13 protein-coding genes and 8 pseudogenes are annotated in these 21,502 nt (G+C 54.9%); 13 read left to right on the top strand and 8 right to left on the bottom strand.

From position 1 onward, the window contains the following. Positions 1-4: 4 nt before the first annotated feature. The 5 genes and pseudogenes from AC4ANE_RS18995 to AC4ANE_RS18975 all read left to right on the top strand — a co-directional run. Positions 5-904, top strand: a pseudogene (locus AC4ANE_RS18995) (IS3 family transposase); the annotation flags it as partial. Between the two features lie 130 nt (positions 905-1,034). Then, positions 1,035-1,286 carry a type III secretion system chaperone family protein gene (locus AC4ANE_RS18990; RefSeq protein WP_170947405.1) on the top strand — a complete coding sequence of 84 codons (252 nt, stop codon included), beginning with the start codon at positions 1,035-1,037 and terminating at the stop codon, positions 1,284-1,286. 529 nt (positions 1,287-1,815) lie between these two features. Next, the gene (gene istA / locus AC4ANE_RS18985; RefSeq protein ID WP_054082386.1) at positions 1,816-3,330 is read left to right on the top strand and encodes an IS21 family transposase; all 1,515 of its coding nucleotides are present in this window, start codon (positions 1,816-1,818) and stop codon (positions 3,328-3,330) included. Positions 3,331-3,350: 20 nt separating this feature from the next. After that, positions 3,351-4,105 (top strand): annotated as a pseudogene (gene istB / locus AC4ANE_RS18980) (IS21-like element ISPsy14 family helper ATPase IstB). A gap of 860 nt (positions 4,106-4,965) precedes the next feature. Beyond that, the gene (locus AC4ANE_RS18975; RefSeq protein WP_031598481.1) at positions 4,966-6,504 is read left to right on the top strand and encodes a PAS domain-containing hybrid sensor histidine kinase/response regulator; all 1,539 of its coding nucleotides are present in this window, start codon (positions 4,966-4,968) and stop codon (positions 6,502-6,504) included. Positions 6,505-7,093: 589 nt separating this feature from the next. On the opposite strand, the gene AC4ANE_RS18970 is transcribed toward AC4ANE_RS18975, so the two are convergent. The 3 genes and pseudogenes from AC4ANE_RS18970 to AC4ANE_RS18960 all read right to left on the bottom strand — a co-directional run. After that, entirely contained in the window at positions 7,094-7,609 is a 516-nt protein-coding gene (locus tag AC4ANE_RS18970; RefSeq protein ID WP_005734824.1) for a GAF domain-containing protein, read from the bottom strand. A 302-nt stretch (positions 7,610-7,911) separates the two neighbouring features. Next, on the bottom strand, positions 7,912-8,160 hold the full coding sequence (locus AC4ANE_RS18965) for a hypothetical protein (RefSeq protein ID WP_031598479.1): 249 nt from the start codon (positions 8,158-8,160) through the stop codon (positions 7,912-7,914). Between the two features lie 826 nt (positions 8,161-8,986). After that, positions 8,987-9,664 (bottom strand): annotated as a pseudogene (locus AC4ANE_RS18960) (Tn3 family transposase); the annotation flags it as partial. Between the two features lie 126 nt (positions 9,665-9,790). On the opposite strand from AC4ANE_RS18960, the pseudogene AC4ANE_RS18955 reads away from it, so the two are divergent. Further along, positions 9,791-11,446: pseudogene (locus tag AC4ANE_RS18955) on the top strand (HopW family type III effector protein). A 40-nt stretch (positions 11,447-11,486) separates the two neighbouring features. Then, positions 11,487-11,609: pseudogene (locus tag AC4ANE_RS18950) on the top strand (transposase); the annotation flags it as partial. 161 nt (positions 11,610-11,770) lie between these two features. Here AC4ANE_RS18950 and istB (AC4ANE_RS18945) read toward each other — a convergent pair. Together istB (AC4ANE_RS18945) and istA (AC4ANE_RS18940) are read right to left on the bottom strand one after the other, a co-directional pair. Next, positions 11,771-12,574 carry an IS21-like element ISPsy20 family helper ATPase IstB gene (gene istB, locus AC4ANE_RS18945; protein WP_031598096.1) on the bottom strand — a complete coding sequence of 268 codons (804 nt, stop codon included), beginning with the start codon at positions 12,572-12,574 and terminating at the stop codon, positions 11,771-11,773. Continuing rightward, complete coding sequence (gene istA, locus AC4ANE_RS18940) at positions 12,567-14,066, bottom strand: IS21-like element ISPsy20 family transposase (RefSeq protein ID WP_122302115.1); 1,500 nt, start codon at positions 14,064-14,066, stop codon at positions 12,567-12,569. The genes istB (AC4ANE_RS18945) and istA (AC4ANE_RS18940) overlap by 8 nt, the downstream gene beginning before the upstream one ends. A 530-nt stretch (positions 14,067-14,596) precedes the next feature. Here istA (AC4ANE_RS18940) and AC4ANE_RS18935 point away from each other — a divergent pair. The 5 genes and pseudogenes from AC4ANE_RS18935 to AC4ANE_RS18915 all read left to right on the top strand — a co-directional run bounded on the left by AC4ANE_RS18935 (position 14,597) and on the right by AC4ANE_RS18915 (position 16,566). Then, entirely contained in the window at positions 14,597-14,854 is a 258-nt protein-coding gene (locus AC4ANE_RS18935) for a FitA-like ribbon-helix-helix domain-containing protein (protein WP_003381346.1), read from the top strand. Beyond that, positions 14,851-15,282, top strand: coding sequence for a type II toxin-antitoxin system VapC family toxin (locus AC4ANE_RS18930; RefSeq protein ID WP_460408466.1), 432 nt, complete (start codon positions 14,851-14,853; stop codon positions 15,280-15,282). Before AC4ANE_RS18935 ends, AC4ANE_RS18930 begins: the two co-directional genes overlap by 4 nt. A gap of 40 nt (positions 15,283-15,322) precedes the next feature. Then, a pseudogene (locus tag AC4ANE_RS18925) lies at positions 15,323-15,920 on the top strand (recombinase family protein). A 176-nt stretch (positions 15,921-16,096) separates the two neighbouring features. Next, on the top strand, positions 16,097-16,285 hold the full coding sequence (gene relB / locus AC4ANE_RS18920) for a type II toxin-antitoxin system RelB family antitoxin (protein WP_002556028.1): 189 nt from the start codon (positions 16,097-16,099) through the stop codon (positions 16,283-16,285). Then, positions 16,285-16,566 (top strand): type II toxin-antitoxin system RelE/ParE family toxin, encoded by a 282-nt coding sequence (locus tag AC4ANE_RS18915; RefSeq protein WP_002556029.1) that lies wholly within the window; start codon positions 16,285-16,287, stop codon positions 16,564-16,566. The genes relB and AC4ANE_RS18915 overlap by 1 nt, the downstream gene beginning before the upstream one ends. A gap of 299 nt (positions 16,567-16,865) precedes the next feature. Here AC4ANE_RS18915 and xopAG read toward each other — a convergent pair whose 3' ends face one another. Further along, entirely contained in the window at positions 16,866-18,347 is a 1,482-nt protein-coding gene (xopAG, locus tag AC4ANE_RS18910) for a XopAG/AvrGf1 family type III secretion system effector (RefSeq protein ID WP_002556030.1), read from the bottom strand. Positions 18,348-18,742: 395 nt separating this feature from the next. Between xopAG and AC4ANE_RS18905 the strand changes: the two are divergent. Further along, a pseudogene (locus AC4ANE_RS18905) lies at positions 18,743-19,108 on the top strand (transposase zinc-binding domain-containing protein); the annotation flags it as partial. 55 nt (positions 19,109-19,163) lie between these two features. On the opposite strand, the pseudogene istB (AC4ANE_RS18900) reads toward AC4ANE_RS18905, so the two are convergent. Together istB (AC4ANE_RS18900) and istA (AC4ANE_RS18895) are read right to left on the bottom strand one after the other, a co-directional pair. Then, positions 19,164-19,918 (bottom strand): annotated as a pseudogene (gene istB, locus AC4ANE_RS18900) (IS21-like element ISPsy14 family helper ATPase IstB). A 20-nt stretch (positions 19,919-19,938) separates the two neighbouring features. Next, a complete protein-coding gene (gene istA, locus AC4ANE_RS18895; RefSeq protein ID WP_054082386.1) occupies positions 19,939-21,453 on the bottom strand; it encodes an IS21 family transposase in 1,515 nt (504 codons plus the stop codon). Positions 21,454-21,502: the final 49 nt, after the last annotated feature.

Here is a 21,502-nt window from a genome sequence, read left to right as displayed (position 1 = left end):
ATTAGGCTACCGCGCTCTTGATATCGGAAGATCTCGAGGGTTCGCGCTGATTGACCAGTTGAGCATCCACGAGCCGGTTGATTGGCTGTGCAAGGTGTTTGAAGTGACCCGCTCGTGCTACTACGCTCGGCGTCTCAGGCGCCGCACACCGGATGTAGAACGCCTTCGATTGCGCAGTCGGGTGAACGAGTTGTTCACCCAAGGCCGCAGTGCTCCCGGTAGCCGTAGCATCACGGCCATGATGCAGGACGACGGCGAGCGAATCGGGCGATTCAAGGTGCGCAGCCTGATGCGCGAGCTGGAGTTGGTCAGCAAACAACCGGGATCGCATGCTTACAAAAAGGCGACGGTCGAGCGGCCCGACATTCCTAATATTTTGAACCGGGAGTTTGATGTGTCCGCTCCTGACCACGTCTGGTGTGGCGATATCACTTACACCTGGGCTCAAGGGAAATGGCAGTATCTGGCGGTTGTGCTAGATCTTTTTGCCTGCCGTGTTGTGGGCTGGGCGTTGTCGGGAAAGCCGGATGCCGACTTGGTCATCAAGGCCTTGGACATGGCTTACGAGCAGCGAGGGAAGCCTCAAGGTTTGCTGTTCCACTCCGACCAAGGCTCGCAATATGGAAGCCGGAGTTTTCGCCAGCGCCTTTGGCGATATCGCATGCGTCAGAGCATGAGCCGGCGAGGAAATTGTTGGGATAATGCGCCGATGGAGCGGGTGTTCAGGAGCCTTAAAACCGAGTGGATACCGACCATGGGCTACACGACGGTCCAACAAGCTCAGCGGGATATCAGCCATTTTTTGATGCACCGGTACAACTGGATTCGACCGCACCAATTTAATGGTGGACTGCCACCGGCTCAGGCCAAGAAAAAACTTAACGTCGTGTCCGGGATCAGTTGACCACTACAATGCCACACTAAATCCAGCCGAAAAATACGGGCCGCCCGGAATCTTGGTATGCCGCTATGGAACTAAACCCATAATATCGACCACACATATCATATGTGTCATCTACGAATGGGAAAAACATATGAAAACAAATTTTGATCGATGGGTGGATGCTCTGATAGCGCGTTACAAGCTACCTACGCCACCCGGAAAGCAGTTCGAGGATGAGGTTTATCGCTTTATGGTCAACGACGATATTCCCGTTAAGATTTATGGAGAACGTGACGGTTGTATTTATTTACATAGCACTCTTGGTGCGTATCAAGATAAGTACGAAGGATTTAGTCGTGAGCTACTTCAAGCTAATGACTTTAGCCTAAAAAAACCTGCCTGATATTAGGTCTTGATAATCAATATAATCTGATTTTGCATGCTCGGCTGTTGCCAGCGGACATCGAAGGCGCACAGGGGGTCGCAAGTTTTGAGCACTTTATCGATAGCAGTAGCGCAATAAAAAACCACTTCAATCTTAAGTGAGGAATCTTCCATGGGCATATGTGCATCATCCAGTCGCAACCAATATAGTCCAACAGTATCTAGTACCTGTTCACCTCAGCATGTCGCGTCGCACGGAAACCTAGCCAGCAGCGGCGGAAATCGTATTACGTCTGTAGACCAGCTAAACTCTACTGAGCGTAAACGGTTTTTAGAACAGCAAGATTGCGGATTCCACGACTATCCGGACACCCATTCCACCAACATCCGGACACTGATTCCATGCTGATCCGGACACTCATTCCACAAGCATCTGGACACCGATTCCACGGCCATCCGGACACTTTCAGGCAGGCAGCAACGCAGGACTATTCACTACTATCGACCTCTTTTTTCGAAGCGAAGAGGTCGTCGTGGAGCGTTTATCCATGCGTAAAATCCGAGAGGTACTACGCCTAAAGTTCGACGCTGGCCTGTCCGTGCGCAAGATCGCCGCCAGCTTATCCATCGGCCATTCGAGTGCAGGGGATTACCTTTGCCGGTTCGCCGCCAGTGGGCTTCAGTGGCCCATCGATATTTCTGACGCGGAGTTGAATCGACGGCTGTTTCCACCGGCAGTGCCAGTGCCGACCGACCAGCGCCCAATGCCTGACTGGGCATGGGTACACGCGGAGTTGCGCCGCCCCGGCGTCACTTTGGCCTTGCTCTGGCAGGAATATCGACTCGCTCACCCGCAAGGCTTCCAATACAGCTGGTTCTGCGAGCACTACCGCCTTTGGACCGCCAAGGTCGACGTGGTCATGCGCCAGGAGCATCGTGCTGGCGAAAAGCTGTTCGTCGATTACGCCGGGCAAACAGCGCCGGTCATCGACCGACAAACCGGCGAGATCCGTCAGGCTCAGATCTTCGTCGCCGTTCTCGGCGCGTCCAGCTACACCTTTGCCGAGGCCACCTGGTCGCAGAAACTGCCCGACTGGCTGGGCTCGCACGTCCGATGCTTTGCTTTTTTCGGCGGCACAACGCAGATCCTGGTGCCCGATAATCTGCGCAGTGGCGTGACTAAAGCGCACCGTTACGAGCCGGATATCAACCCCAGCTACCGCGATCTGGCCGAGCATTACGGCGTCGCCGTCTTGCCTGCTCGCTCGCGCAAGCCCAAGGACAAAGCCAAGGTCGAAGTCGGCGTGCAAGTGGTCGAACGCTGGATCCTGGCGGTGCTGCGCAACCGCCAGTTCTTCTCGCTTGGCGAACTCAACACAGCCATCGCGCTACTGCTGGATCGCCTCAACCACAAGCCCTTCAAAAAGCTGCCCGGCTCACGCCGGTCAGCCTTCGAGGCCATCGACCAACCGGCCCTGGAAGGCCTGCCGGAACACCCGTACGTCTATGCCGAATGGAAAAAGGTACGCGTCCATATCGACTATCACGTTGAGGTCGATGGCCACTTTTACTCGGTGCCGTACCAGCTGGTGAAGCACCAAGTCGAAGTGCGGCTCACGGCCCAGACCGTCGAGTGCTTCCACGCCAACCAGCGCGTGGCCAGCCACCTTCGCTCGCAGCACAAAGGCCGCCACACCACCCAAACCGAGCACATGCCCAAGAGCCACCGCGAGCACGCCGAATGGACACCGCAACGGCTGATCCGCTGGGCAGAGCAGACCGGGCCTAACACCGCCGGCGTCATCACCTACATCCTCGAACGCCGAATCCATCCGCAACACGGCTTCCGCGCCTGCCTGGGCATCCTGCGCCTGAGCAAACAGCACGGCGAAGCGCGGCTGGAAGCCGCGTGCCAGCGTGCGCTGGCACTGGGCGCATGCAGCTACAAAAGCCTCGAGTCGATCCTGCGCCAAGGGCTGGAGCGCCTGCCGCTGGCCCAGCAAAACCTGCCGCTGCTGCCTGACGAGCACATCAACCTGCGTGGCCCGGGCTACTACCACTGACCTGAGAAAGGAGCTTCGAAATGCTACCGAATCCAACGCTCGACAAGCTACAAACCTTGCGCCTGCACGGCATGATCAAGTCGCTGGGCGAACAACACGCAACGCCTGATATCAATGATCTGAGCTTCGACGAACGCTTCGGTCTGATGGTCGATCGCGAGCTGACCGAGCGCGAAGACGCCCGCCTGACCACCCGCCTCAAAGCCGCGCGGTTGCGCCACAACGCCTGCCTGGAAGACATCGACTACCGCAGCCCGCGTGGCCTGGATAAGGCCTTGATCCTGCAACTGGGCAGCGGCCAATGGCTGCGCGATGGCCTGAACCTGATCATCGGCGGCCGACGGGCGTAGGTAAAACCTGGCTTGCCTGCGCGCTGGCTCACAAAGCCTGCCGCGACGGTTACAGCGTGCGCTATCTGCGTCTGCCGCGCTTGATGGAAGAACTAGGCCTGGCCCACGGCGATGGCCGCTTCGCCAAATTGATGGCCGGCTACGCCAAGACTGACCTGCTGATCCTGGACGACTGGGGCCTGGCACCGTTTACCGCCGCGCAACGGCGCGACATGCTTGAGCTGCTGGACGACCGCTACGGCAACCGCTCGACGCTGGTGACCAGCCAAATGCCAGTGGACAAATGGCATGCGTTGATCGGCGATCCGACCTTGGGCGATGCGATCCTCGACCGGCTGGTGCATAACGCTTATCGAATTGAACTGAAGGGTGAATCGATGCGCAGGCGCGCAACGAAATTGACGGCGGCAGGGGCTTCAGACTAACAATGCAAACCTGCGTCGCTGCGCTCCGACTGCCTGTCCGGATAAGCGTGGAACGAGTGTCCGGATGTTGGTGGGCTGAGTGTCCGGATGACGTGGAATTCGCACAAAGGAGACACATTGATTGCTAAAGAGGTGATGCGCCTTAGTAAACCCTATATTGGTCCCGTGAGGTTAGAATGGCCTGAGATTACGGTTTCGAAATTAGGGTCTGCCAGGGACATCGCAACACCCCCATTACAAGTGATCTACAGCCATCCTGTTGAATCTGCCGTCGACCTCATCTACTCACAGATTCGGTGGATGACCCTGTGGATAACCTCAGCGCAAGTTGGGCTTACCCGCCGTGCTGCTGGGCTGTGAAGCATTGGTCTTTTTTTGACCAATGCCTGTCGCGTCAACGGCGTGAGTCGATTGGAGGTATTTTCAACACGGTGTTGACCTGTCTGTGCATCTGGTTGGCTTCTGCATGCAGTGTCGCCGCCAAGGTGCTGGCTATGGGCGACAAAGCATTGTCTGTTGGCGCTGATTGCGAATTAACCCGTTGGGTGATGACATGCTAATCCAGCATCAATCGGTAAATATTCAGCATTGATATGATGCGCAAGGTAGAAGCCAGGGGCAGCAAAATTTCGGTAACGGAGTCAACCCTGCGCCAGCGTCACCATAACCCGGGAACTAAGCACGTTCGGCGGGGCCATACTGACTCACGATCAAATAGACTGGACTCGCATCGTAGACATGGGGCATTTTTCAAGCGGAAGCTACGCGCTGAGCTATCAGCATCCACTCGTTCATCTTTGAATTGGGTTTTCCAGTCCTGCCAAGGATTTTTAGTTGTTACTTTCCGATGAGACATCATCATGGATGCGTTACCCACCCACCTGCTTCAGCTCGCGCTACAGAGTGCCGACCTGGGGGTCTGGATGCTCGATCTGGAGCGCGACCAAGAAGTCCTGAGATCTCTTCGCCACGATCAGATTTTTGGCTACGAAACCCTCCAGCCCCAATGGGGACTGGAGATTGCTCTGACGCATATCGTTGAGGAGGATCGCCATATCCTCACGGATGCTTTCGAGCGTGCAAGAACGGTCGGCTCACTGAGTTGCGAATTTCGTGTGCGCTGGCCGGACGGTTCCATTCATTGGGTTTCACCGCTCGGGCGGACCGAGTTTTCTGAAGGCGGCATTCCTCTACGTGTATCTGGCGTGGTCGCGGATATTACAGTCCGCAAGCAAATGGAAGCCGAATCGTTGCAAAGAAGCAAAATGGCTGCGATCGGCGAGCTTACTGCAGGCATCGCCCATGACTTCAATAATATCCTCCAAGGTCTCGGCGTCTCTTTCGAACTTATTTCTAACCTCGCCAGATCTGGACGCTTCTCGGCAGTTCCTGAGCGAGCTAGGCGCGGACAAGAGCTGGTTCAGCGGGCTGCAATGATCACACACCGACTACTAGCTTTCTCTCGGCGCTCGCCACTTGCCCCATGTGCACTCGACCTTGCGAGCCGTCTGCCTGATATCGTAAGCCTCCTACGTCCTACTGCGGAACACCACGTCAACGTGACGGTGTGGGTATCTCCGAATCTTCCAGCTATTCACGTTGATAGTGCCCAATTTGAGGCGGCAATCCTCAATCTTTTGGTCAATGCGCGAGATGCGAGCCCACGAGGTGGGAATATCGAAGTGACGGCGCAACAAGCCCAGGATATGACGCTTGCTCTGGATGACGATAAAACGTATCAGAGCTTTGCACTCATCGAGGTCATGGACCAAGGTAGTGGCATCCCGCTGGAGCAACTCGACCAGGTATTTGAGCCATTCTTTACCACCAAACCGATTGGAGCCGGGACGGGACTGGGCTTGTCCCAGGTTTACGGTTTTGCTAACCAGTCGGGGGGCAAAGTCGACTTGGATAGTGTGCTCGGAGTCGGGACTCGGGTTCGAATGTGGTTACCCTTTGAAAGTTCTGACTCATCAACAGACGCGGTCGTCGAAACGCTGTCACCTAGCCTTGAGCAGTCATCAGTTATAGATAAGCCAACAGGCCGCATTCTGTTGGTAGATGATGAGTTTGAAGTGCGTGAAACGATGGCGACCTGGCTAAAGCAGTTGGGTCATGAGGTTATCGTCGCCAGCGACGCTTCCGGTGCACTAGAGCGCATGCGCGAAGCTGCTGAATCCTTCGATTTGATGATCAGCGATATCGGCTTGACCGGCCCAATGGATGGCTGCGAGTTGGCCTATCAATGCCGAGTGCTGTACGACGATATGCCCGTATTGCTTGTCACCGGTTATGCCGGAGACGACTTGGAGAAACGTCTCCCGCCAGACACGCTGGTGCTGGTCAAACCCTTCGATATGCCGACGTTGGTCGCTGCGATCGCCAAATGTGTAACTTAGAGCCAGTTGGTTTAGCTCGCGCCCGGCCTGGAGGGCAGCGGCCCTAGAAATGATCAGAGCCCATACCAACGTGCTGATTGGCGTGGTCGTGCCAACTACTGATCAGACTCGGCCACCGAATACTGATCTCGTGAAGCTCGCACATTGGAAGCGAGAGTAAGTCAACGCAAGCGAACTCGCTGCTTGCCAGTTGCCTCGCGTCGTTCAAAACAGTAAGCCGACAACCAAGCCAGAATCTTGGTACGGGCAACCTGAACTGCTGCAGGAAATCCTGAAATTGGCGAATCCTGTGCGCGGGAGTAAGGTTGCAGCTTTCAAATGGTTGGAAAAGCCCAACCCTATTTAGACGATAAGCGACCAATTGAACTCGCTGAATCTGATGAAGGTGCGACTCGAGTGCTGGAGTACATGAAGAACTGGGTTGCTCAGCATTTATAAGTCTCCGTTTCGGACGAACAGAACGAGAGCTGATCCTCCAGTATTGCTGTCTGGCCGCCTTCTTAAGCTGCTAACTGTTATTCCGGGGCTATGTACTGCGAGGAGAAAAATCAGTCTCAGCGTGCTGTAAAGATGAACTTTTTCGCCATGGCTACGACGCATGTTCTTGTTGGTTTATACGCATAGAAAAAATCACGCCGATCAGCTTGGCAATTATTTCCAAAGTGCTAATTACATCTGGGTCATCAAGCAGCGCTGGCTGTGAATCTATGGCACACAGGCTCCCAAAAAGCGTTCCATTAGAAAAAAATATAGGTATTGCTACGTAGCTTTCGAAGCCAAAAAGGCTCACGTTCGGATGATCGCGGTATTTCGGATCTTGGCTCAACCTCGGAATCACTAGAGTCTTGTGATCAAAACGCATTGCATTGCAAAGGCTCTCCTCCAAAGCAAAAGCATCACCTGGTGCGATGCCAAAATGCACGGCATCATGAACTGCACACGCAATCCAGTCGCTTTCTGTAAACTTGGCAATGGACACGAATCTCATCTGAGTAAGGCGGCTGACCAATTGCAATGTGCTAGTAGTCGCTTCAATTTCAGCGATAGCGGAGAATTCGGCCGCGGTGATCACAGGTTTATCTGGGTTGGTATTGGAAAATCTCATGTGCGTCCTATCAGATAAAGCTTTCTTTTGAATCGTTCCGTATACGGTATCATGGGCTCACTGGACGTGGCCAAAATATCTCAACGTTTCTCGCCGCAGAAGTACCGACAGGGTCGCGGTTGGTGGTGTTGCTTCAACGGCTTTTGAGCAGCCGATAAGCGCTCTGCGAACTTGCCTTGCCAAAAATGCTATTGATTTATACCACGCTCGCACAGCCGTCACCATATGCATTAGGGCGACGGGGCCAGCCAGAGAAAGCCGCTCAGTTATTGGGGCCGCAGTTTCATGGGCATGGAATGCTTTTACTGTTCTTGGCAGGCTCGACGACGTTTCCAAAAATGCTTCTTAGTCTCAATTTCGTCGAGCAAGGCCATCCATTGATCAACTGTGATTAGCATCTGATCTTGCGCACAATGTAGATACCCAGCTGCATATGCAGCTTGTGTTTCTAGAACCTGTTCGTTTGAGGAATCAGAGATCCTATCAATCACGATCCGAGCATCTTTCAGGGTAAGCTCGAAAAACAGTGCAGATAAACTACGTTCTTTCACTAGACGCTATCCTTAGGTGTGGTGCTCAGCGGGGTGTCTTCTGTGCACGCTTACAATCTTCACTGACAAGCAGCGCGTGTCCGACTACTGCTAAGGCCGCGACTTAGCGGGCTGATGGAAGATATGGATTTTCAGTCAGGTGTTTGTCACTGATCTGAGTCTGGTAGGTGTTCGTCGCACCACAAATCCAATCCATCGGCACGGTAGGTAGTCGATCGCTCCCCGATTCGGAGCCAGTGTTCTCGTAACATTCGATAGCGATTGGCGTCTCGCCGTAGCGTGTCCAGCTCGTTATCTGCCGCCTCGATTAGGTCAACCGTAATGGAGACTGCTTTGTCTGTGAACTCGTCCCAATTCCGGGGTTCATGCGCAGCAGACCTGAGATCCACAAGGCCTCCACCAAATTTGGGAGACCCATAAAAGATTACTAGCGCGTCACGCATCGCGACTCCAGGTATTCCATACCCGCAATCGGAGTGCTGTTCTACAAGTCCGTTGGCATGCACAAGCCGCCATTCGTAGCTGGCATTCTCAGGGTCGCCAAAGACTTCAGCCGTTACACCTTCTTCCAAGTCAAGTCGGTAGCGGTCCAAGGTGCGCACGTCCTTTGTTATCCTAAGATACAATTCGGCACGAAATTTCATAGTGCAGATCCGTTCGATTTCTCGGATAGATTACAGCCTCGAGTGCATCATTGTTCACAGAAAATGAGAAAACCGAGGCCAAGCGGCTACCGCCCTGCTTGGCCAGCCCGCTTTACCACTGCTTGCGGCTAGTGGGCGGTTCAACCGTGAGCCAGCGATCTGCAGGAGATGCCTGGTGACGCCCCCCTGCGAGTGCATGGCAAAGCACGCAAGATCTCGTTCCTGTGGGTACGGACGTGCTCGATGTTCAGCGTGCCGCCCATCATGGGTCGCAGTGTGGTGTAGTCTTGGATATTCTGCGGCATATACAGCTTAGTTTCGGTCAAGTCGTCGCGGATGCGCGGCGCAAAACGAAAGCCAGCAGGTGCTTTATGACGAAGACAAGGTCAGTGAACCTCGCCGTGCCTGTGTAGTGTTACTCGGTCAGAAGATCTGACTCGTGATACAGCAAACCATCGAGCGCGTAGGTCGCGTCCCGCACACCGACTTTAAACATGCGGGCACTGAATGGTGCGAGTTGGTCAGAGAGGCGGGTATGGAACAGCCACCCACGGTTCGTTGCCGTGCTTCGGGTTGACGTGCCCCATGCTGTGGCCTCGACCGCCTGCAAGGAAGCGCTAGCCATCGCAGGGCAAGGTAGTGCCGTCTCGATCATTGCCAGGGGCGGTGTCGAGTGCTGATGCATCCCGGGGCGGGATCATCAGTCCGGACTGGGTGAGGATAGCGTCAGGGAGTTCACTGTCCTTGGCCAGCTTGGCGACAGTCGCCAGCGCAGCTCCAGCAACTGCAAGCGCTCCTCCAGATTCTGGTCGCTGTTTGGGTTTGTTCGCCAATGGCAGCGCCTGTTCCTTCTTGAGTGCAGGGCGCCGGTGCGTGCGTTTGGCGGCGACTCCTGCCTCACTAAACGCGGGTATCAAGAGGGCATATTCCGTCTAGGTGGTGCTTACCGTACAATTTTATCCCAGCCCTGCTAATTCCTCGGGTTCATGCGGTTTCACCCCCGACGCAGGGAACCGTTCTGGGCGGGACACCACTCATTCCTTTCATTGCGTCGCTATGCCGTTGAAAGAAGGAGTAAATCAATGAATCCAGCTCAGATCACGCGTCCGTCTCAATTATTCCTGGCGAGTATTTCCACTGCGTCCTCCGAAGCCGAGAGCAGCCATGCGCAATCGCCTCAGCAAGCTCGTACTCGTGCATTCGTCGCCTCTGGTGAATTGAACGCTGCATTCGGGCGCACTTCAACTGCGCCGACGCAAGACTTCACAAGACTGTTGGGTGCTGTTCAGCGTGAACTGGAGAGGGCGATCACATCGTTTCCTGCTGTTGCCGAACTCGCCAATCAGCTTGCCGAGGCTGCAATGGGCAAGCATTGGTCGGCGCATGATGAGCAGCAGGCGCTGAAAGAGGTAATTGACCGCTGCACGAGCCAGCAGGCACACACACCGGTGTCCCATCCTTCTCATGATGCACTGACCCAAGTGTGCGAAAGTCTGAAAACGGTGCGGCTGCATCAGTCAATAAGCGATATGGTCAATGAGTCACACGCGACGGTTCGAGGCGTTCCGGATCTTTTGGCCTTGATCCATATTGATCCCAAGGTTTTGGCCGATATGCCAGTCAGTATGTCGTCCCATGTGAAGTTCGGCAGTTTCATTTGCCTGGCCAGAGCTCGCGTAGCGGAGCTAAGTGAAAGCCTCAATAGTAATTCTGGAGAAGTCGCCCTTTAGCTCCATCCTCATGCCGATACGCTTTTGGGTCTTGAGAAGCTGCCTGAGGCTTTGGCTGCATTAACGGAGAATTGCCCAGATACACCTACGCAGGATGATCTACTCGCCTTGGCGGAAGAGGCTGGGGGCTTGCTGCAGAATTTGCGTAGCAAAGGTCTCTTGCCCCGATCAGAGGTATCGAGCGAGTCGTACGAAACGTTGGTGCGCAGTTGCGAGGCCGTCGAGCCAAAGTTGACGCTGGGCCAGGTGTTGCTCAAGGCGGGCGGTGATGGGCCGCTCGACGCACGGCGTGTTCATCTTGAAGCTTTGCGCCACGCTCCGACACATGCAGCTTCCGGCGATTCTGGATCACGCGCGCCCGAGCGAGTGGCTGGCGGTTCGCGAAAAGCGGCTGGTCTTTATGCAGAGAAAAAGAGGACAAATTGGACCCAAGCAACCGGGGTCGCCGGGAAAATCGGTCACAAGATTGAATCCCTGTTGGGGATGCGAGATGCGCAGTCTCGTGTCCAGGTGTTCGTCGCATTCATGGCCGATGGGAAGGGGAATACGGACGCAACAACGCTCGATCTAGGTAACGGGTGGACGAGGGTAACGCGTGTCATCAAGGGGAAAACGGCCTTGATCGACTTCCAATGCGAAAGTGATGGGCAGGTTGTAGACGCACGACATCCCGGCAGATTTCCCTTGTTGCCCGAAGGGCATGAGCGGGAAGCCTTCAATACTGTACTTCAAGAACTGAAATTCAGGGGAGCTGAGACGTTGTCCAAAGTCCCTGTATATTACGTCAATAGGAATACGCGGGGTTACGTCATTCCTACCCATGGCTATGTGGTCGCTGGTCACCCCAACCGCGGGCGCAAGAGCGGAGCAGTGTTGTATGGCGTTGGGGGTGAGTCGCCCCGGGTTTTGTAGACACCTCCATGCCTTAAACTGAGGCCAATCAGGAGGTGCCATGAGCAACCCACGTTATCCCGAAGAATTCAAAATCCAAGCGGTCAATCAAGTGACCGAAAAGAAGCTGCCTGTCGCTGATGTGGCGGCGCGTCTTGGCGTGTCGACGCATAGCCTCTATGCCTGTTGGCGCTGATTGAAAACTGACCCACCCTGCCGATTGAAAATTGACCCAGGACGGATTGCTGATTTTTGCCCCAGCAATTGTGGATAAGCTTAGCAGCAGTGTTCCGATTGAAGACGCATCAAGCCCCACCGCATGCAGCAGGGCATTTATGGTGCGGATCAAAATGGCTCATCGTCCTCGATATCATTTCCGTCCTTTCGCTTTCGTTCGCGTGTTTTGATCTTTGTCTGGGCAGCCAATGTGCTGTGTTGTAGGCGGTAGGACTCGTTGCCCGTTTCGACGATGTGGCAGTGGTGTGTCAGCCGATCCAGCAACGCGGTGGTCATCTTGGCGTCGCCAAACACACTCGACCATTCCGAGAAGCTCAGGTTGGTGGTGATGACCACGCTGGTGTGTTCGTACAGTTTGGACAGCAGGTGAAATAACAGGGCGCCACCGCTTTGGCTGAAGGGCAAATATCCGAGTTCATCCAGTATCACCAGGTCTGTGCGCAGCAGTGCCTGGGCGATTCGCCCTGCCTTGCCATCGTACTTCTCACGCTCCAGCAGATTCACCAGATCCACCGTGGAAAAGAAGCGCACGCGTTTGTTGTAGGCCGTGATTCCGGATACAGCCAAGGCACTGGCCAGGTGTGTTTTCCCGGTGCCAGGGCCGCCGATGAACACGACATTCTGCGCGGTTTCAGTGAACGCCAAGCTGGATAGATCGCTGACCAGCCGGGCATCAGCGCTGGAAGCGCTGAAGTCAAAGCCAGCTAAGTCACGGTGCATGGGGAGTTTTGCCATGTTCATCTGATGATTCACCGAGCGCACCGCGCGATCCGCATGTTCCTGCTGAAGCAGATGTTCCAGCAGCCATTTCGATGAAGCCGTCGACGCTGTTCCTTGAGAGACCAGTTCTTCCCAAGCACTGGCCATGCCGTGCAGGCGCAGTTCTTTGAGTTCAGTCATTAGGTCACGCATTGCGATTCTCCTCATCGGTCGTACGGAGCCGGTCGTAGCGTGCTGTATTGGCAACCGGCGCCACTTTGAGTTGCAGGCTGGTTTCTACACAGGGAGGTGGTGCGGTGGAGGTCAGGCGGGCAACGACATTGAGGATGTGATCGGCGCTCAGACTTCCCGATTCAAGTACCAGCTCCACCGCCACCAGCACTGGTTCGAGACCGGCGATGGGCACAGCAGCCAGTACCTGCATCATGATTCGATCACCGTTGGTGTGACGCCTCAGTCCGCGTTTAAGAAGCTGTAACGGTTTTGGCAGATCAGCAAATGGAGCGCCATTGCGCAGTGCACCAGGCTTGCGTTCGATGAGTGGGATGTAGTGCTGCCAGTCAAAACCGATCTGATCTCGATCAAAGAGGCGCTCGTGACTGGCGATCACCGTTTCGTCGGCAATGACCACGATTCGCGAAGGGTACAAACGGCTGCTGACCCATTGACCCACACGCTCGCAAGGCACCGAATAACGATTGCGCGCCACGCTGATCAGGCAGGTGCTAGAGACACGGACGGTGCGTTCCACGTAGCCATCAAAGGCCGTCGGCATCGGCATCATTTCAGCCTGCTCCAGCTCCAGGACTTCTGCCACCGTCAAACCGTTGTACTGCGGATGTACAAGTTCAGCCCAGAGCGTACGACAGCGTTGGCCGAGCCAGACGTTCAGCTCCTCGAAGGTATGGAACATGCAATTTTGAGCATCGAGCCAGATTCGCCTCCGGCTGTCTTGCACGTTCTTTTCGACGATGCCTTTCTCCCAGCCAGAGGCCACGTTGCAGAAGTCCGGATCGAACAGATAGTGCGCGCACATCACGGAAAACCGGGCATTGACCGTGCGGCCTTTGCCTTTGTTAACCTTGTCGACAGCCGTTTTCATGTTGTCGTAGATGCCGCGACGTGGCACGCCACCCAACGCTCCAAACGAACGTGTATGGGCATCAAACAGCATCTCGTGGCCTTGACTGGGGTACGCAACCAACCAGAACGCGCGACTTGCGCACAGCTTCATATGGGAGACCTGGATACGTCGAAACAGGCCACCGATCAGCAGGCCTTCTTCGCTCCAGTCAAACTGAAAGGCCTCACCGAGGGCAAAAGTCAGCGGTACAAAAGCGCGTACAGACTTGCCTTGCTCGCACCGCCAAGAGCGGACAAACGCCGTGAGCTGGCTGTAACCGCCGTCATAACCCTCGGCCTTGATCTGCTCAAAAAGTGCCTTGGCGCTCCTACGGTTGTGTTTTGGCCGGAACGAATCAGCCTTGAGCGCCTGCTCTAAGGTCTCGTGAAAAGGGTTGAGCTTATTGAAGGATGCGCACCGTTGGTACGCTGGTTGATTGGCTTCGGGCGCTCTGACCCATTTTCGGATGGTGTTTCTCGACAGCCCGGTACGCTTGGCTATCTGATGCAGCGAGAGCTTGTCGCGGAAGTACATCCGCCGGATTTTTCCCAACATTTCCATGCTGATCACCCTGTGTTCTCCTGCTCAAAAAGTGAGCAGAAGCAGTTGAACACCTGGGTCAGTTTTCAGTCGGCAGAACAGCCTCTACTGGGTCAGTTTTCGGTCAGCGGCAACAGCGCGAGCAATGGCGCTCTTGTAAACGCCCCCTTTTTGAGATGCCGTACCGATACGAAGTGCCATACCGCCTCCAGTCAAGCTCAGTGCGTTATTGCGTTATTGCGTCAATTAACGCAATCAATCGTAATCCTCATTCATTGCACAAGCAAGAGAATTATAACGCTTTGACGCTTTGACGCAAAATTAGGTAGGGAGATAGCTCAGAGCGTAATATGGAAGGAAACCAATCATCATGGCGTAAAAGGTAGGCTCATTGTGACCTAGCTCTAAAGGGTCGCGTTTAGGCCGATTGATCCATAGCTAATGAGCAGAGCTTCGTCGGGTATACCTAAATAGACCAGCCTAGCATTCTTGATTTATGGTATCAAAAGCATATAGTGATAGCACTGATGGCAAAAACTGGTAACTACCAAGTGGCAAACGTGAACGTAAGAAATCTACCCGATGAAGTGCATCGAGCAATCCGCATCCAAGCTGCCCTGCACGGGCGCAGCACCGAGGCCGAAATACGCGACATCTTGGAGCGGGCGGCGAGACCCGAGGGACGTGTGAAACTTGGCTCGTTCCTAGCTTCTATTGCCCGTGAGGTTGGTGGTCTGACCGATAAAGAACACACCTTGTTTGAGAACACGCGCATCACGTCTCCGGCCCGTGCGGTGAGCTTTGAATGATCCTGCTCGATACGAACGTAATTTCAGAACCGCAGCGCCGAGAGCCCAATGCCCACGTCCTTGACTGGATAGACGCACAAGCGCTGGAAACGCTTTATGTGTCCACCATCACGGTAGCCGAGTTGCGTGCAGGTATCGCGCTGATGCCTGTCGGAAAACGCCAGGATAGCTTGCGTGAAAACCTGGAAAAGCACCTGCTGCCGATGTTCGCCAATAGGGTGCTGTCGTTCGATATGACTTGTACGAAGGCTTATGCCGAGCTGCTGGCCAAGTCCCGCGCAGCCGGGTTGGCGGTCGAAACGGCAGATGCCTTCATTGCAGCCATCGCCATCGCCATCGCCATCGCCAACGGCTTCACCGTCGCCACCCGTGACACTGGCCCTTTTGAGGCTGCCGGGTTGAACGTCATTAACCCCTGGGAAGCGTAAACGTAGTGTTGAATCAGGAACGTATCTAAAGGATTAAAGTATGACGACTCTCAACGTTGCGCGGGTGTACCTGCGTGTCAGTACCGAAGACCAGGACTTGCAGCGCCAAGAAGCGATCATTGGCAATGCGCGAGCATCGGACTACTACGTGGCTGCGGTCTATCGCGAAAAAGCATCGGGCGCTCGATCCGACCGTCCCGAGCTGTTGCGCATGAGATCGAATCAGCCGTCTTCCCTTGGTCGAAGCAGAAAAGCTTGTGGACGCGATCAAGGCTAAGGGCGCACGCTTGGCGGTTCCCGGCATCGTCGATCTATCGGAATTGGCCGAGGCATCCAGTGGCGTCGCCAAGGTGGTGTTGCAAGGCGTACAAGACATGCTGTTGCGTGTGGCACTGCAAATAGCACGTGACGACTTCGAGGACCGGCGAGAGCGACAGCGGCAGGGCATCGACTTGGCCAAGAGCGCTGGTCTATATAGAGGACGCAAGCCGAATGCTAAAGTGCATGAACAGATCATTGCCTTTAAAAGCGGCGGGTGTAGCATTGCAGAGACTGCGCGGCTGGCGGGTGTCAGTGTCAGTGTCAGCCAGGTAAAACGTGTTTGGTCGCAGTACCTGGCGGCTAAGGCAGATGTCTGAGCGCTGCCTTGGTCCAGAGCCTGTCTGTGACCTTGCTGAAGTATTTTCAGTCACTTGATTTGCAGTGCAACGATGGATGGCTCAGATTTGGCGTACATATGATGCGAAAATGACGTACACATGGCGTGAACGCTATGTAACAGTGATGTAAAACCCTCCCAGCTGGAGAAAGCCACATGGCCAACCTCTCACCCATCGTTTCAGAATTCGAAACCGATGAACAGGCCGCAAGCTACGACCGCTGGTTTCGCGCCAAGGTCGCCGCCAGTCTGGCCGATCCGCGTCCGGCCATCCCTCACGATGAGGTCATGGCGGAAATAGAAGCGCTGATCGATCAGGTTGAAACCCAACGTGAGAAACGCTGATGCTGCCGGTGGTCTGGCTCAGTCCCGCACTGGATGATCTGCGCGAAATCGCAACCTACATCGCATGGGAAAACCCGAGCGCAGCGCGCCGGTTGAAAAGCCTCCTGCAGGAGGCTATCGAGCCGGTAGCCGAACACCCCTATTTATATCGTTCTGGGCGAGCGCCAGGCACTCGCGAGCTGGTGGCTCATCCAAACTACGTCCTGGTCTATCGTGTCACCCTCAAGCGCATCGAGGTCGTGAACGTAATCCACGCTAGGCAGGAATACCCCTCTCCCTGATTGGTGGCGTATTTGCGGGTATTAAGCGGCTGCTTGCTGAGCGTCCGTAGGACGATCCTCTTTCGGACAGCGTATTGAGCAGATTACCGTGAGCTCAGGAGAGTCCTGCGGCTCCTGAAGTCGGTTGGCTGTTCCATTGCTCCCCGGACCCCAACAGAAACTATTGGGCTTGTGCTCAATGGGGAAGCCCTTGTAGTACGATTTTTTCCGAATTCTGCGGGCTCCCCAACCAGAGAGGCGACAACCATCCTGAGACCGGAGGGACTATCGGCATTCTTTCTGTCGACCGTCCCCACACTTTAGCCGTTGTAAAACTGCTTAGAGGCGTTTTTGCATATCTGTTTGTAGAAATCGTCACCGTCCTGGACAGTAAAACCAGCACCCACAAAGCACCCTCGCGCAATTTCGCGGAGAGAATGCCTGATTCCGCTCGAATTGTCGTATACGGCATTGAGGCAACCTATCAGAATCACAACATCATCTTTTGACAAGGGGGCCTCACCACTCATTATTCTTGCGTGATTAACACAGGACGTCGCGTTGAGAGCTGTAAACGAGTCTCCTAATCCAGAGGCGTCTTCAAATCCTACACCTGAATCAATAAGTTTTACATGAGTTAAAGGTAGGTTTTTCAAGTCTGACATTGATTTATGTTCCAAATCCTCTATTTTATCGAGGGGTAGCTTGAAGATTTTTTCTTGTATATAAATATATGCATGGTAGAGCACCGGTCCTGCAATGCTGGTATTCCTCTTAAACACACTCTTTGCTAAATCTTGCTCTGAGAACGGCCTACTTAGTTCTATTTTATCAGCTTCGTCTTGGAGTACAGTGCCTCGATTATAATGACTTTTCAATATGATCCGTTCCGCATCACCCCAAGTGTCTTCACCCGCATAGACCTGTCTGAAAACCAAAAGTGCTTGGCCTGCTGCGAATTGGGAATCACTGTTGAGCGTGATATTCTTTCGAAGTAAGTTATCAAGAGTTTCCATACACTGCTTGGGCGTGAGAGCTTTTTCGCTATGAGTCTTTTCTATGAAGTGTTTCAGGCCTTTTTCCACAAATGGCTTTGTGATAGAGCGAGATGTATAACCAGTAGATCCCGTTTCCTCATTTCTAACTCCAGTCAAAGAATATTTGTTCTTGCTTATATAGGCCTCGCTATTTGTAAGGTCGAAGTCTTTTGGTATTTTTTCCGGATTGAGTTTTTTTATTGCTTCTTCATTGGTAAGCTCACCTTTCAGGCACATAATATTCTTCAGAATTGATGAGTGCGCTTGTTCGGTGTCAACTAGGTCGGAGAGGTACTCTTTAGTTGCCGCACGATAATCAATCATCGTTAAAAATTGATTCTCTCCGCAAAGCCTAAGCGGGCTTAAAAGCGAGTTATTATTTTCAAGAGTGCTGCTATGGTTGTTTTGGTAGCGCTTTCGCGCTTTGTCTTGTGCATCGTTAAGCCTGGCATCGCTGGTAAAACCACATTTGCCATCATGCAGAGAAGTGGTAGAAAGAAAAAAATTATTGGCAGTTTTATCGTAGAGGTAGGCGCTGCCTGCAAGGTATGCAGCGTACCTCATGGCGCGGAACGGCAATTTAGAGTTATTGCTGGATTGGCCTTTTGAATCGCCTTCGTGTGTCTTTGCGGTTTGCGTAGCGCTCAGCGCAGCGGGTTCATTATTTTTCGCTATTGTATTAGTTGCTTCTATCTTAGGCGATGCATTAAAAGTAGTCTGCACCATTCTTGACGCTGAAGAGAGATGACTGTTCTTTATTTGCATAATCTAGGTATCCTATGTGCTTCTGGTCATTAGCTCGTTTTACAAAGCTATACGTGGTCGTCGCCAAGCGTAGAGTTCCACAATGAATTTTCCTTCCCCCTCCAGCTCCAGTCCAGAGTGCATCCAGATTGATTATGTTGCCATCGCTCTGGATGGTTAATGTCCGCTAGCCAGGATCAACCAACTATTAATATAGGTCAAAGAAAGTTGCAGTTATCTGCTCCTAAACTTGCACTGATTGCAAGCGCGGCCGTTTTCGATTGCAAGCCGCTACACCTAACTTTAACGACTTGCACGAACAGGGCAGCCTGCGGCTGCAAATCGCCCGTTCTTGCGATCGCGTAGCAGCAGAAACATGGATTTGAGCTTTGTCATGAGGCCCATTATTGATCATCATGAAGCCTGCTTACCCACCGCTGCTGCTTCAGATGAGTCCAGCCTACACACCTCGACCGCTCAAAAACCTCTTCACCGCCAATCAATGCTGGGCACACCTCCTCGAGGAGGGCGGCTTGCGCAACATCGAAGTCGAGTCCGTCACCAAAATGCTGGCCTGCGGCACCTCGATCCTGGGCGTCAAACACTACACCTGCGGCAACCACAGCTGCCCGCACGCCAAATACCTGTGCAACACCTGCAGCTGCCGCGCCTGTCCATCCTGCGGCAAAAAAGCTACCGATCAGTGGATCGCCAATCAACAGCACCGCTTACCTGCGAATTCCACGTCATCCGGACACTCAGCCCACCAACATCCGGACACTCGTTCCACGCTTATCCGGACAGGCAGTCGGAGCGCAGCGACGCAGGTTTGCATTGTTAGTCTGAAGCCCCTGCCGCCGTCAATTTCGTTGCGCGCCTGCGCATCGATTCACCCTTCAGTTCAATTCGATAAGCGTTATGCACCAGCCGGTCGAGGATCGCATCGCCCAAGGTCGGATCGCCGATCAACGCATGCCATTTGTCCACTGGCATTTGGCTGGTCACCAGCGTCGAGCGGTTGCCGTAGCGGTCGTCCAGCAGCTCAAGCATGTCGCGCCGTTGCGCGGCGGTAAACGGTGCCAGGCCCCAGTCGTCCAGGATCAGCAGGTCAGTCTTGGCGTAGCCGGCCATCAATTTGGCGAAGCGGCCATCGCCGTGGGCCAGGCCTAGTTCTTCCATCAAGCGCGGCAGACGCAGATAGCGCACGCTGTAACCGTCGCGGCAGGCTTTGTGAGCCAGCGCGCAGGCAAGCCAGGTTTTACCTACGCCCGTCGGCCGCCGATGATCAGGTTCAGGCCATCGCGCAGCCATTGGCCGCTGCCCAGTTGCAGGATCAAGGCCTTATCCAGGCCACGCGGGCTGCGGTAGTCGATGTCTTCCAGGCAGGCGTTGTGGCGCAACCGCGCGGCTTTGAGGCGGGTGGTCAGGCGGGCGTCTTCGCGCTCGGTCAGCTCGCGATCGACCATCAGACCGAAGCGTTCGTCGAAGCTCAGATCATTGATATCAGGCGTTGCGTGTTGTTCGCCCAGCGACTTGATCATGCCGTGCAGGCGCAAGGTTTGTAGCTTGTCGAGCGTTGGATTCGGTAGCATTTCGAAGCTCCTTTCTCAGGTCAGTGGTAGTAGCCCGGGCCACGCAGGTTGATGTGCTCGTCAGGCAGCAGCGGCAGGTTTTGCTGGGCCAGCGGCAGGCGCTCCAGCCCTTGGCGCAGGATCGACTCGAGGCTTTTGTAGCTGCATGCGCCCAGTGCCAGCGCACGCTGGCACGCGGCTTCCAGCCGCGCTTCGCCGTGCTGTTTGCTCAGGCGCAGGATGCCCAGGCAGGCGCGGAAGCCGTGTTGCGGATGGATTCGGCGTTCGAGGATGTAGGTGATGACGCCGGCGGTGTTAGGCCCGGTCTGCTCTGCCCAGCGGATCAGCCGTTGCGGTGTCCATTCGGCGTGCTCGCGGTGGCTCTTGGGCATGTGCTCGGTTTGGGTGGTGTGGCGGCCTTTGTGCTGCGAGCGAAGGTGGCTGGCCACGCGCTGGTTGGCGTGGAAGCACTCGACGGTCTGGGCCGTGAGCCGCACTTCGACTTGGTGCTTCACCAGCTGGTACGGCACCGAGTAAAAGTGGCCATCGACCTCAACGTGATAGTCGATATGGACGCGTACCTTTTTCCATTCGGCATAGACGTACGGGTGTTCCGGCAGGCCTTCCAGGGCCGGTTGGTCGATGGCCTCGAAGGCTGACCGGCGTGAGCCGGGCAGCTTTTTGAAGGGCTTGTGGTTGAGGCGATCCAGCAGTAGCGCGATGGCTGTGTTGAGTTCGCCAAGCGAGAAGAACTGGCGGTTGCGCAGCACCGCCAGGATCCAGCGTTCGACCACTTGCACGCCGACTTCGACCTTGGCTTTGTCCTTGGGCTTGCGCGAGCGAGCAGGCAAGACGGCGACGCCGTAATGCTCGGCCAGATCGCGGTAGCTGGGGTTGATATCCGGCTCGTAACGGTGCGCTTTAGTCACGCCACTGCGCAGATTATCGGGCACCAGGATCTGCGTTGTGCCGCCGAAAAAAGCAAAGCATCGGACGTGCGAGCCCAGCCAGTCGGGCAGTTTCTGCGACCAGGTGGCCTCGGCAAAGGTGTAGCTGGACGCGCCGAGAACGGCGACGAAGATCTGAGCCTGACGGATCTCGCCGGTTTGTCGGTCGATGACCGGCGCTGTTTGCCCGGCGTAATCGACGAACAGCTTTTCGCCAGCACGATGCTCCTGGCGCATGACCACGTCGACCTTGGCGGTCCAAAGGCGGTAGTGCTCGCAGAACCAGCTGTATTGGAAGCCTTGCGGGTGAGCGAGTCGATATTCCTGCCAGAGCAAGGCCAAAGTGACGCCGGGGCGGCGCAACTCCGCGTGTACCCATGCCCAGTCAGGCATTGGGCGCTGGTCGGTCGGCACTGGCACTGCCGGTGGAAACAGCCGTCGATTCAACTCCGCGTCAGAAATATCGATGGGCCACTGAAGCCCACTGGCGGCGAACCGGCAAAGGTAATCCCCTGCACTCGAATGGCCGATGGATAAGCTGGCGGCGATCTTGCGCACGGACAGGCCAGCGTCGAACTTTAGGCGTAGTACCTCTCGGATTTTACGCATGGATAAACGCTCCACGACGACCTCTTCGCTTCGAAAAAAGAGGTCGATA

The sequence above is a fragment of the Pseudomonas sp. Pme6b genome, from assembly GCF_058129925.1.
This window is presented reverse-complemented; position numbering and strand designations above follow the sequence as displayed.

Coding starts and splice junctions, on each gene's coding strand:
- AC4ANE_RS18990 (WP_170947405.1), top strand. CDS start 1,035: ATGAAAACAAATTTTGATCGATGGGTGGATGCTCTGATAGCGCGTTAC.
- istA (WP_054082386.1), top strand. CDS start 1,816: ATGCGTAAAATCCGAGAGGTACTACGCCTAAAGTTCGACGCTGGCCTG.
- AC4ANE_RS18975 (WP_031598481.1), top strand. CDS start 4,966: ATGGATGCGTTACCCACCCACCTGCTTCAGCTCGCGCTACAGAGTGCC.
- AC4ANE_RS18970 (WP_005734824.1), bottom strand. CDS start 7,609: ATGAGATTTTCCAATACCAACCCAGATAAACCTGTGATCACCGCGGCC.
- istB (WP_031598096.1), bottom strand. CDS start 12,574: ATGCGTGACCTAATGACTGAACTCAAAGAACTGCGCCTGCACGGCATG.
- istA (WP_122302115.1), bottom strand. CDS start 14,066: ATGGAAATGTTGGGAAAAATCCGGCGGATGTACTTCCGCGACAAGCTC.
- AC4ANE_RS18930 (WP_460408466.1), top strand. CDS start 14,851: ATGATCCTGCTCGATACGAACGTAATTTCAGAACCGCAGCGCCGAGAG.
- relB (WP_002556028.1), top strand. CDS start 16,097: ATGGCCAACCTCTCACCCATCGTTTCAGAATTCGAAACCGATGAACAG.
- AC4ANE_RS18915 (WP_002556029.1), top strand. CDS start 16,285: ATGCTGCCGGTGGTCTGGCTCAGTCCCGCACTGGATGATCTGCGCGAA.
- xopAG (WP_002556030.1), bottom strand. CDS start 18,347: ATGCAAATAAAGAACAGTCATCTCTCTTCAGCGTCAAGAATGGTGCAG.
- istA (WP_054082386.1), bottom strand. CDS start 21,453: ATGCGTAAAATCCGAGAGGTACTACGCCTAAAGTTCGACGCTGGCCTG.